The organism is Pedobacter panaciterrae (assembly GCF_013204795.1).
Classification (GTDB): domain Bacteria; phylum Bacteroidota; class Bacteroidia; order Sphingobacteriales; family Sphingobacteriaceae; genus Pedobacter; species Pedobacter panaciterrae.
Map to the genome: position 1 here is coordinate 271,056 of NZ_JABMKW010000008.1, position 12,531 is coordinate 283,586.

The window sequence follows — 12,531 nt, forward strand, 5'->3', positions numbered from 1 at the left end:
GAATTTAATATGAAACGAACCACAACAGTATTACTTTCCATGGCTTTAACGATGATCTTCAGTCATCATCTAAAAGCCCAGGAGACCGAAACAATTAAAAAAGATGGTCTTACCCTTAATTTTACCAGCCAGGACCCAACATTTGATCCCGCCCTAAAAAAGAGAATGATTGAAACTTTCTTTAAAGTTTATCCATTGCTTAGTCAGGAGTATAATCCAAACACTAATAAAGAAGTCTATTTTGTGATTGATACGGCTTACGATGGAGTTGCGGCTACCGGAGCAGGAAAAGTAACTTATAGCGCAGTTTATTTCAAGAAATTCCCGGGAGATGTAGATGTGGTAACCCATGAGGTAATGCATATCGTTCAAAATTACGGACGTAGTAACGGACCGGGATGGCTGACTGAGGGCATTGCCGACTATGTACGTTATAAGTTTGGAGTTGATAATCCTGGGGCAGGTTGGACACTCCCTGAACTTAGAAGCACGCACAGTTATAAAAACAGTTACAGAATTACTGCAAGATTCCTGGCATGGTTAGAAAATCACGACAACAAAGGGATTGTTAAAAAACTAGATTCAAGCTTACGCGATCATACCTATACAAACGAAATATGGCAAAAAGAAACAGGTAAATCTTTAGATGACCTGTGGAAAGCATATTCAGAAAAACCAGCATTATAACCACATTTGATATTTTTTAACCATGATTAAACAATTTTTAACCGCCTCATTAGTTCTGGCATCCTCTGCGCTGTTTGCACAGACAGTGGGCAAAGTAACGGATCCAGTTGAATGGATTAATCCGCTAATGGGTACTGCAAGTAAGCCAGATTTGTCTAATGGAAATACCTATCCAACGATAGCTTTGCCATGGGGAATGAACTTTTGGACACCACAAACTGGTAAAATGGGCGACGGATGGGCTTATACCTACGACGCTGATAAAATAAGAGGATTTAAACAAACTCATCAGCCGTCTCCATGGATGAATGATTACGGTCAGTTCTCAGTAATGCCTGTAACGGGTAAAATGAGATTTAATCAGGATGACAGAGCAAGCTGGTATTCTCATAAATCTGAAACCGTTAAGCCTTATTACTATAGCGTTTATTTGGCTGATGCCGATGTGACAACAGAAATCACTCCTACAGAACGAGCTGCCCAGTTCCGTTTTACCTTCCCAAAAACAAATGATTCTTATGTAGTTATCGACGCCTTTGATAAAGGGTCATACATCAAAATAATACCTGGCGAACGCAAAGTAATTGGTTACAGTACCAGATACAGCCGCGGTAAGCTTGAAAACTTTAAAAACTACTTTGTTATTTACTTTGATAAACCTTTTACATCTGCAAATGCATGGAGAGGTAAAAACCTTGCAAAAGATACATTGGAGTTGCAAAGTGATCATTCAGGTGCTATCATAGGGTTTAAAACCGAAAAAGGGGAGCAGGTTAATATGAAAGTTGCTTCTTCATTTATCAGCTTTGAGCAGGCAGATATCAATCTGACAAGAGAATTATCAAACGATAGTTTTGAAACAACCAAACAAAAAGGAAAAGCAGTGTGGAACAAAACACTTAGCAAAATCTCTGTTGAAGGCGGAACTATAGATCAGGTTCGTACTTTTTACTCGAGTTTATACCGCACTTTGTTTTTCCCTCACAAAATGTATGAGGTTGATAAGAGCAATAAGATAGTACACTATAGCCCCTACACTGGTAAAACAGCGCCAGGTTACAGATTTGCTGGTACAGGTTTCTGGGATACATTCAGAGCATTATATCCATTCCTTAACCTTGTTTATCCATCTGTTAATAAAGAAATGCAGGAAGGTTTGGTGAACGATTATAAAGAGGGTGGCTGGCTGCCTGAGTGGTCGAGCCCTAGCTATTCTGATTGTATGATCGGAAATAACTCTGCTTCTGTTGTTGCTGATGCCTACATTAAAGGTATGCGTGGCTACGACATCAATACATTATGGGATGCTGTAAAACATGGCGCTAATAATGAAGGCCCTGAAGCTACAGGTCGTCGCGGCGTTAAATACTACAATGAATTAGGTTATGTGCCTTACGATGTAAAAATCAATGAAAATGCGGCCAGAACATTGGAGTATTCTTATGATGATTTTGCGATCTATCAACTAGGTAAAGCATTAGGCAAACCTGCGTCTGAAATAGATATTTATAAAAAACGCAGTATGAACTATAAAAATCTGTTTGATCCATCAACAGGTTTAATGCGTGGTAAAAATCAGGATGGTAAATTCCAATCTCCTTTTAATCCATTCAAATGGGGCGATGCATTTACAGAAGGAAATAGCTGGCATTATTCATGGTCGGTATTCCAGGATATTGATGGATTATCTAAGTTAATGGGCGGTAAAGATAAATTTGTTCAGAAACTGGATTCCGTATTTACACTTCCTCCAGTGTTTGACGATAGTTATTATGGTGGTGTGATCCACGAGATTCGTGAAATGCAAATTGCAAACATGGGCCAATACGCTCATGGTAATCAGCCAATCCAGCATATGATTTATTTATATAATTATGCAGGCGCGCCATGGAAAACTCAATATTGGGTACGCGAAACGATGGATAGAATGTATAAAGCTACACCTGATGGATATTGCGGAGATGAGGATAACGGACAAACATCTGCTTGGTATGTGTTCTCTGCTCTTGGGTTTTATCCTGTAACTCCGGCTGTAGATCAGTATGTTATCGGTGCTCCTTTGTTTAAAAAGGTTACGCTTAATTTAGAGAACGGTAAAACGATTACCATCAATGCACCAAAAAACAGTGCTGATAACAAGTACGTACAGACCTTAAAGTATAACGGTAAACCATATTCTAAAAACTGGTTAAGCCACTCTACTTTATTACAAGGTGCTACTTTAGATTTTGATATGTCTGAGACACCGAATAAAGAAAGAGGCGCTAATGAGTCAGATTTCCCTTATTCGCTTTCAACAGATACTAGCAAATAGTACTTGTTAAATACAAAAAAAGCCCGGTAAAATATTTTACCGGGCTTTTTTAATTATAATATATTTTTTTAGTTCTTCATCATTTTAAGGAAAGCAGCAAGCTTAGCTTTCATCATTCTGCGATCTACAATGAAATCAAGGAAACCATGTTCCAAAACGAATTCTGCGGTTTGGAAACCCTTAGGCAGATCTTTCTTTATTGTTTCTTTAATAACCCTTGGACCGGCAAAACCGATCAAAGCACCAGGCTCAGCAATGTTAATATCACCAAGCATCGCATAAGAAGCAGTTACACCACCAGTAGTTGGGTCTGTAAGCAAAGATATATAAGGAACTTTGGCCTGACTTAACAGTGCAAGTTTAGCCGAAGTTTTGGCCATTTGCATTAACGAGAATGCAGCTTCCATCATCCGGGCACCTCCAGATTTGGAGATCATTAAAAATGGAACTTTATGTTTTATTGCATAATCAATAGAACGGGCAATTTTTTCACCTACTACCGAACCCATAGATCCGCCAATAAAACTGAAATCCATACAAGCTATAATGATGTCTTCACCTTCTATTTTACCGTGAGCAGCTCTAATGGCGTCTTTTAAGCCTGTTTTAGTCATGCTCTCTACCAACCTTTCAGTGTAGGGCTTGCTATCTGTAAAATTCAAGGGATCTCCTGATGTTAAATTTGAGAAAAGCTCGGTGAACTTATTATCGTCAAATAATACCTGAAAGTATTCCTTAGACCCTATTCTTAAATGATAGTCACAATATTGGCAAACATATTTATTCTCTATTTGATCGGCAGTATGTAATGCTTTTTTACAATTCGGACACTTGTTCCATAAACCGTCTGGCGCTTCTTTTTTTTCTTCAGTAAGCGTACTAATACCTTTTTTCTCTCTTTTAAACCAAGCCATGTTATTTCTTGAAAAATGCGATTACAAAGAAACAAAAAAAAATTAGAACAGTTTAAGGATACTTTAGTTAAACGATTATGAATGCCCAAATCATATAAAAAATATAAAATAATTCATGATCGGTTCATTACCAAGCCTAAACAATACGTTTTAATTGAAAATAATCCCCTTATTGGTTTGCCCAAAGTGATATTTTTCCTAACTTCGGCAGATATAAAATTATAAAAAATGAGTTTAAAAGGCTACAAGGGCGTAATTTACGGAGATGCCGTTCAGGAATTGTTTGAACAGGCTAAAAAACATCAATTTGCTTTGCCAGCAGTAAATGTTACCGGTACAAATACCATTAATGCAGTAATGGAAACTGCCAAAGCAGTTAATTCACCTGTTATCATTCAACTTTCTAACGGTGGAGCACAATTCTACGCAGGTAAAACATTAAATAATGATAATCTGAATGCTTGCGTATTAGGTGCAGTATCTGCAGCTAAACACGTTCATTTATTGGCTGAACATTATGGTGTTGCTGTAATATTACACACTGACCATGCTGCTAAAAAATTATTACCATGGATCGACGGATTGTTAGATCATGGCGAAAAATTCTTTGCAGAAACTGGAAAACCATTGTTTTCTTCACACATGCTTGACTTATCTGAAGAGTCTATCGAAGAGAATATGGAAATCTCTGCTAAATATTTAGCACGTATGGCTAAATTAGGCATGACCATTGAAATCGAGCTTGGTGTTACAGGTGGTGAAGAAGATGGCGTTGACAACAGCGATGTAGATAGTTCTAAATTATATACTCAGCCTTCTGAAGTAGCTTATGCCTACGAAGAATTAAGCAAAGTAAGTGATAAATTCACTGTTGCAGCTGCGTTTGGTAACGTTCACGGTGTTTATAAACCTGGTAACGTTAAATTACAACCAGTAATTCTTAAAAATTCTCAGGATTTCATCAAAGAAAAATTCAATATTTCTGCTGATAAACCTATTAACTTTGTATTCCACGGTGGTTCTGGTTCTTCTCAGGAAGAGATCAGAGAAGCTATTTCTTACGGAGCTATTAAAATGAATATCGATACAGATATGCAATGGGCAATGTGGGAAGGTATTTTGGATTACTATAAAGCAAACGAAGCTTATCTTCAAGCTCAAATCGGAAATCCTGATGGCGAAGATAAACCTAATAAAAAATACTACGATCCTCGTGTTTGGTTACGTAAGGGTGAAGAAGCCTTTGTTAAACGTTTAACACAAGCATTTGAAGATTTAAATTGTAAAGACGCAAGCGACAAATTATAATCCTTGGGTAAAAGTTACGAAGCGCCACAGGAATTATACTTGTGGCGCTTTTTTTGTTGCATTTAAAAGCTAAAAATAAATAGAAATCATGGACGCACTTCAGGTAATTAAGGTAAACAATCCGCAAGATTTGGATAAGGTATTTGCAATTAGAAAAACCGTTTTTGTTGAAGAGCAGAACTGCCCTCCAGAGCTGGAATGGGAAAATGAAGATGTTTCTAAACATTTTCTGGCATTGTTAAACAACGAACCTTGTGGCGCATGTCGTTGGCGCAAAACAGAAAATGGATATAAATTAGAACGATTTGCTGTACTAAAAAAGTTCAGAGGAAAAAGAATAGGACAGGCCCTGGTAGCTGCAGCCTTGTCTGACTTGCCTTCTGATGCAGATTACATTTATTTAAATGCGCAGCTGGACGCAATGAGATTATATTCAAGATTTGGCTTTATAGCAGAGGGTGAACAATTTGAAGAAGCAGGTATACAGCATTACAAAATGGTTAAAAAGCACCATCACGCTTAGCGGGGTTGCTTGGGTAACACTATCGTCATCCTGAAATAAATTCAGGATAACGATGGAATCAAAAATAAATTTAATACAAAGGGAAAACCTTTTGTGAAAACAGAACGGCTTCCTGCCACTTGTCCATATTCAGGTTTAAGGCCTCATTCCTGCTTTCTAAGTAGGTAATGAGTTCTTCTGTGGCCAGATTACCTGTCAGGTCGTCCGTAGCCATGGGGCAGCCTCCAAATCCTTTCAGCGCACTATCAAACCGGCGGCAACCACTTTCATAAGCAGCGTCAATCTTCTCAAAGCGCGTATCGGGTGTGCTGTGTAAATGCAAGCCGATCTCTGTGTTTTCAAATCTCTTCACCAGAGACGGTAAGATCTCTCTGATTTTTTCAGGAGAAGAAACACCTGTAGTGTCCGACAATGAAAGTATCTTCACACCATTGGCAATCAGTTCATCTGCCCACCTTTCAACTATTTCTACATTCCATTCATCCCCATATGGGTTTCCAAAACCCATAGATAAATAAACAACGGCTGTTTTACCGTATTTATCGCACAGTTCAAGCATCTGTTTTACCGTATCCATTGATTGTGCGATACTTGAATTGGTATTTCTTTGTTGAAACGTTTCTGAGATGGAAAATGGAAAGCCCAGATAGGTTATCTCGTTGTGCACAACAGCTTCTTCAACACCACGCAAATTAGCTACAATAGCCAGGAGTTTGGAACTTGTAGCGCTCAAATCCAGCTTAGCTAAAACTTCACGCGTATCCCGCAACTGAGGAATCGCTTTGGGAGATACGAAACTACCGAAATCTATGGTGTCGAACCCGACTTGTAAGAGCAGGTTAATATATGCTGCTTTAACGTCAGTATCTATAAAATCATGAATACCCTGCATGGCATCACGTGGGCACTCAATAAGCTTAATTGACTTTTGCTTCATCATTAACAGGTTTGGGCTCTACTACTTCAGGTTCCGGGTTTCCTCTTAGAAACGGACGGATAATTAACCTTGTTCCGCGGTCGTAACTAAAATAGCTCCATACCCAGTTCACAAATACCACCAGTTTATTCCTAAAGCCAACAAGTGTCATTAAGTGAACAAACATCCAGGTAAACCAGGCAAATATGCCCTGAAACCTAACCTTATGGATATCTACAACCGCTCTGTTTCTGCCTACCGTTGCCATTGCCCCTTTGTCGAAGTACTTAAAAGGTTCTGTGGGTTTGTTGCCAATAATATTGATCAGATTTTCGGCAAGTTGCTTTCCCTGTTGTATCGCTGCCGGTGCAACACCTGGATAGCCATTAGGGAACTCTTCTGTAATCATTGCGGCTACATCTCCAATAGCATAAATATTATCATGACCATCAACTCTGCTGATTTCATTAACTTTTACTCGATTTCCCCTGACTACACATTGCGGATTTAATCCGTCAATTACTACTCCTTTTACTCCGGCCGACCAAATTACAGTTGAAGTAGGAATAATCCTGCCATCAACAAGAATTAGCTGCTTCCCGTCGTAAGATTGAACACGTGAATTGGTCATAACCGTTACACCAAGCTCGCTAAGAAATTCTTCAGATTTCTTTTGTGCCTGAACAGACATTGCTCCTAATAATTCAGGAGAACCTTCTATCAAAAATATATTTACTTTTTTAAGGTCTAATTCAGGATAGTCATTTTTTAAAACGTGCTTTTTAAGTTCTGCAATTGCACCTGAGGTTTCAACACCGGTGGGGCCACCGCCAACAACCACAAAATTCAACAATTCAGCTTCGGTAAGCTTATCTGTAGCGATTTGTGCTGATTCCAGATTTTGAAGTAATAAACTCCTAAGGTTTAATGCCTCTGGAATGGATTTCATGGGCATGGCATTGTGCTCAATCTCATCTTGCCCAAAAAAGTTACTGGTTGATCCTGTAGCAATTACAAGATGATCGTACTCAAAGATACCGATGGTAGTTTCTATTGCATTTTCAAGAGGCAAAACCTTTTTCACTTCAGTAACCCTAAAGGTTAGGTTTTTTTGGCCTTTAAAGATTTTTCTTAGTGGGAAAGCAATAGAGTCGGCCTCTAAACCTCCCGTAGCAACCTGATATAATAGCGGCTGAAATGTATGGTAATTATGTTTGTCGAGCATAATTACTTCTATGTCCTTATTTCGCAGTTTCTTTGCCAGCTCAATGCCACCAAAGCCACCGCCTACAATTACAATTCTGGGTTTGTTGCCTTTAGGAAAACGTTGTTCCATAAAAATCAATTTTGGTAAATATACATAACAAACAAAAAGGCACCCAAAAAGGGTGCCTTTAATTATCATTTGTAAGTAATTACTTATTTGTTTTTACCAAGATCGATAACGATAGGAGTAGAGATACATAATGATGAATATGTACCAATGATACGACCAATCAATAAGGCAAAGATAAATCCGCGGATACTAGCTCCACCAAAGATGAAGATTACAAGTAATACGAAGAATACAGTTAGTGAAGTCAAAATAGTACGACTCAAAGTACTGTTCAATGCAAAGTTGATTAATTTATTACGTTCCTCGCCATGAAGATCTTCTTTCCCGCTTTCTGCAAGCTTCTCACGGATACGGTCAAACACAACAACTGTCTCAGTCATGGTGTAACCCATTACTGTTAAGATCGCTGCAATGAAATCCTGACCAATCTCTAGAGAGAATGGTAATACACCATCTAAAATTGTGTAGAACGAAAGTACAAGAAGCACATCATGGAACAATGCGATAACAGCACCTAAACCATAGTTTAGTTTCTTAAACCTTACTACGATATAGAAGAACATCACTAAACAAGAGAATAGAATTGCTCCATACGCTCCGTAAACAATATCGCTCGCAATAATAGGACCTACCTTTTCATTACTTTCAATAGTATATTTAACACCGGTTTTTGCTAAACCTTCGTGTAATGCTTTTTCAACTAATTTATCAGCACCCTGATCCTGATCAGTAATGTGGTAAGTAGTTGTAATTTTTAATTCATTATCAGCACCTGCAGTTTTAACGATAGTTTCTGACTCAGGGAAAGATGCATTCAAACTAGCTTTAACATCTTCAGTTTGCATTCCCTTATCGAAGTGAACGATATAAGTTCTACCACCTTTAAAGTCGATACCCAGATTTAAACCACCATTTTTGAAGTAGAAAATAAAACCTAAAACAATGATTGCCGAAGAAATAGTATAGTAAAGTTTTCTATGGCCAACAAAGTTGAAAGCAATATTTTTAAATGCGTGAATAGTGTGTTTGTTGCCAAAAGTAATGTTAGATTTTTTATCTAAAAGGTATTCGAAAACTAAACGTGAGATCAATACTGCACAGAATAGTGATGATAAGATACCGATACATAACGTAGTAGCAAAACCTTGAACCGGACCACTACCAAAGATGTAAAGGATAGCGCCTAATACAAATACAGTAACGTTCGAGTCAATGATAGATGACATTGCGTGTTTGAAACCTTCTTTGATAGCTACCGGAGTTGGTTTGCCCAAAGTAAGCTCTTCCCTTACACGCTCAAATATAAGGATGTTCGCATCTACCGATAGACCGATTACCAACACGATACCTGCAATACCAGGCAATGTTAATACCGCACCTAGTGATACCAAAATACCCATGATAAAGAACAAGTTGATCACCAATGCAAGGTTAGCAACCCATCCGGCTTTATTGTAATATAAAGCCATAAACACAAGGATTACAACAAACGCAAGTACGAATGACAATAAACCATTGTGGATGGCAACCTCACCAAGTGAAGGACCAACAACGAATTCACCAACAATTCTTGCAGGAGCAGGAAGTTTACCCGCTTTTAAGATGTTTGCTAAATCCTGAGTATCGTTTACAGTGAAACTACCAGTGATAGAAGAAATACCGTTAGGGATCTCATTTTGTACCGTAGGAGCAGAGTAAACTGTATTATCCAATACGATAGCAATAGATTTTTTATTGTTTGGATCAGCAGAAGCTTCAGCAGTAATTTTTTTCCATTTTGCAGCACCCTCACCAGTCATATACATGGTTACTTCAGGACGACCTTTTTGATCGTAGTCATGACGGGCATCACTAATAGCTTCACCACCTAAATCAGGCTTGCCATCAGAAGACAAAGATTTGATTGCGTACAATTCGAAAATCTTAGCACCACCAGATTGAGCAATGTCCATCGGTTTAACACTCCACATGAATTTGTAACTCTGAGGAATGATAGAAGCAATTTCAGGTCTTTTAAAGTAAGCGTTTACTTTAGCAGTATCTTTTTGAGCAACCCAACCAACAACTGGTCCCGGACGTAATGAAGGCTGTCCGTTCTGACCTTGGTAAGTAGGTACGTTTAATACAGAAAACAAAGGATTAGATTTTGCCAGTTCAGAGTTTTTAACTCCGGCCGAATCTTTAGTGTCTTTATTTTTTGCTAAGCCGGCTAATTTACTTTCCGATTTAGCAGCAGTAGTATCTGTTGAAGTTTTTGCAGCAGCACTTGTATCTGCAACTTTTAAAGTCGATGCAAGTGTTTTGTTGATGTTCTCCATAACCGGATACACCTCTTCGTTGTTATATACTTGCCAGAATTGTAATTCTGCAGAACCTTGTAATAATTTGTGAACCCTTTCTTTGTCCTGAACACCTGGCATCTCAATTAGGATACGGTTAGTACCTTCTTGTTTCTGCATGTTTGGACTTACTACTCCGAAACCATCGATACGACTTCTGATGATCACGAATGAACGGTCAATAGCACTAGTAGCTTCTTTAGATAAGAAGTTTTTTACTTCCGAATTGCTGGCATCAGGTTTAAGAAGTTTAGAGTTGTCTTGATTAGAAAAGAAGTCAGCTAATTTTACGTTAGGAGAAAGTTTTTCAAATTCGTTAACAAATAAGTTAATGAAATCTTTTCCGCCAGCGTTCAATTGAGTTTGAGCAGTAACCAACGCTTTGTTGAAATTAGCATCATCAGTATTTCCGGCTAAAGATTTAACCAGTTCTGATAACGATATTTCCATCGTTACGTTCATACCACCTTTTAAGTCTAAACCAAGGTTGATTTCTTTTTCTTTACAGAACTGGTAATTAAATCCAAAAAGAGGATATACCGGTACTGTTGCCATCGAATCTAAATAAGCTTTTTCCTTATCCAGGTCTCCTTTAGCATAAGCTTTTGCGTCTTTTTCAACTTTAGAAGTAACAAAGTTGAATGAGAGAGAATACACACAGACGATACCTAAAAGTATCGCCATAAATTTTATAAAACCTTTACCCTGCATTTGTTTGTAATTATTAGTCTATATGCTATATATTTTTTTAACAAGTCGGCAAATCTAATTATTTTTTTAATTAATAGGCCACGTTATGAAAGTTTTTATTATAGGCCTCCAACTATTTGCTTTTAAGATTGTTTAATACCGCTCAAGTGTCGAAAATGTGTAAGCTACCACATTTTTTTCATCAGGCTCATGATCTTCAGAATTTATTACTTTCCAGGTCTGCTTATCGATTTTCGGAAAGAAGGTATCGGCATCATAAGTCTGGTGTACGGTGGTAAGATAGATACGATCCGTTTTGCCAAGCGCATGTTCATATATCTGCGCACCGCCAACAATAAACACTTCTTCGTCCTTGGTACAAAGGGCTAAAGCATCATCAAGAGTTGTTACAACCTCAACGCCTTCAATGGCCAGGTCAGTATTTCTTGTAATCACGATGTTACGTCTGTTGGGTAGTGGTCTGCCAATAGAATCATAGGTTTTTCGGCCCATAATAATGGTATGTCCGCTGGTTATTTGTTTAAAATGCTTTAGATCTGCTGGCAAATGCCACAATAACTGATTGTTTTTACCGATGGCATTATTTTGGTCTATAGCTACTACAATTGATACGATCATACTGCAACTACTCCTTTAATATGCGGATGAGCTTCGTAATCTTTCAACGTAAAGTCTTCAAATTTAAAATCAAAGATGTTTTTAACGTCACGGTTTATTTCCATTACAGGCAGTTTTTTAGGATCTCTGCTCAATTGCAATTTTGCCTGCTCAATATGATTGTTGTATAAATGAGCATCGCCAAGGGTATGAATAAAGTCGCCATACTTCAAACCGCATACCTGGGCAACCATCATGGTTAGCAGGGCATAAGAAGCAATATTAAAAGGAACTCCTAAAAATATATCGGCACTGCGCTGATACAGCTGGCAGCTTAATTTTCCATCTGCAACATAGAACTGAAAAAATGCATGGCAGGGAGGAAGCGCCATATGTTCTACCTCGGCAACGTTCCATGCCGATACAATGATACGTCTGGAATCCGGGTTGTTTTTAATGGTATTTATGATCTGCGCTATCTGATCGATATGTCCGCCATCGGGTTTAGGCCACGAGCGCCATTGCGATCCGTATACAGGGCCCAAATTGCCGTCGGCATCAGCCCATTCATCCCATATCCTTACACCATTATCTTTTAAATACTTAATATTGGTATCGCCGGTTAAAAACCAGATCAATTCATGGATGATTGATTTTAAATGCAGTTTTTTTGTGGTAACCATAGGGAAGCCTTCCTGCAAGTTAAATCGCATCTGATATCCAAATACACTGATGGTGCCGGTTCCGGTGCGGTCATGTTTTTGTGTGCCATGATCAAGCACGTGCTGCATCAAATCTAAATACTGTTTCATCTGATTAATTTAAAAAGGCTATTTATTACAAAAGTACATATTATATGGAATCTTTAAAGCTATACTTCTATACT

At 38.2% G+C, this 12,531-nt stretch carries 10 protein-coding genes; 4 read left to right on the forward strand and 6 right to left on the reverse strand.

All coding sequences use genetic code 11. The features are described from left to right. The first annotated feature begins 9 nt into the window (after positions 1 to 9). A complete protein-coding gene (locus HQN86_RS03275) occupies positions 10 to 687 on the forward strand; it encodes a basic secretory protein-like protein (protein ID WP_172659602.1) in 678 nt (225 codons plus the stop codon). A 22-nt stretch (positions 688 to 709) separates the two neighbouring features. Further along, positions 710 to 3,001: a GH92 family glycosyl hydrolase gene (locus HQN86_RS03280; protein WP_172659603.1), complete on the forward strand. Its 2,292-nt coding sequence runs from the start codon at positions 710 to 712 to the stop codon at positions 2,999 to 3,001. Between the two features lie 68 nt (positions 3,002 to 3,069). Here the strand turns inward: HQN86_RS03280 and accD are convergent, their stop codons facing one another. Further along, positions 3,070 to 3,915: an acetyl-CoA carboxylase, carboxyltransferase subunit beta gene (accD, locus tag HQN86_RS03285; RefSeq protein ID WP_172659604.1), complete on the reverse strand. Its 846-nt coding sequence runs from the start codon at positions 3,913 to 3,915 to the stop codon at positions 3,070 to 3,072. A 228-nt stretch (positions 3,916 to 4,143) separates the two neighbouring features. Between accD and fbaA the strand changes: the two genes are divergently transcribed. Together fbaA and HQN86_RS03295 are read left to right on the forward strand one after the other, a co-directional pair. Then, complete coding sequence (gene fbaA / locus HQN86_RS03290) at positions 4,144 to 5,223, forward strand: class II fructose-bisphosphate aldolase (RefSeq protein ID WP_048906924.1); 1,080 nt, start codon at positions 4,144 to 4,146, stop codon at positions 5,221 to 5,223. An 88-nt stretch (positions 5,224 to 5,311) separates the two neighbouring features. Further along, complete coding sequence (locus HQN86_RS03295) at positions 5,312 to 5,746, forward strand: GNAT family N-acetyltransferase (protein ID WP_172659605.1); 435 nt, start codon at positions 5,312 to 5,314, stop codon at positions 5,744 to 5,746. A 70-nt stretch (positions 5,747 to 5,816) separates the two neighbouring features. On the opposite strand, the gene HQN86_RS03300 is transcribed toward HQN86_RS03295, so the two are convergent. From HQN86_RS03300 to HQN86_RS03320, 5 genes are all read right to left on the reverse strand, one after another. After that, the gene (locus HQN86_RS03300; protein WP_246269411.1) at positions 5,817 to 6,686 is read right to left on the reverse strand and encodes a hydroxymethylglutaryl-CoA lyase; all 870 of its coding nucleotides are present in this window, start codon (positions 6,684 to 6,686) and stop codon (positions 5,817 to 5,819) included. Then, the gene (locus tag HQN86_RS03305) at positions 6,664 to 7,998 is read right to left on the reverse strand and encodes an NAD(P)/FAD-dependent oxidoreductase (RefSeq protein ID WP_172659606.1); all 1,335 of its coding nucleotides are present in this window, start codon (positions 7,996 to 7,998) and stop codon (positions 6,664 to 6,666) included. Before HQN86_RS03305 ends, HQN86_RS03300 begins: the two co-directional genes overlap by 23 nt. A gap of 83 nt (positions 7,999 to 8,081) precedes the next feature. Then, on the reverse strand, positions 8,082 to 11,048 hold the full coding sequence (secDF, locus tag HQN86_RS03310) for a protein translocase subunit SecDF (protein ID WP_172659607.1): 2,967 nt from the start codon (positions 11,046 to 11,048) through the stop codon (positions 8,082 to 8,084). Between the two features lie 132 nt (positions 11,049 to 11,180). Continuing rightward, positions 11,181 to 11,666, reverse strand: a complete 486-nt coding sequence (locus HQN86_RS03315) for a dihydrofolate reductase (protein ID WP_172659608.1) — start codon at positions 11,664 to 11,666, stop codon at positions 11,181 to 11,183. Next, positions 11,663 to 12,457, reverse strand: coding sequence for a thymidylate synthase (locus HQN86_RS03320; RefSeq protein ID WP_172659609.1), 795 nt, complete (start codon positions 12,455 to 12,457; stop codon positions 11,663 to 11,665). The genes HQN86_RS03315 and HQN86_RS03320 overlap by 4 nt, the downstream gene beginning before the upstream one ends. Positions 12,458 to 12,531 lie beyond the last annotated feature (74 nt).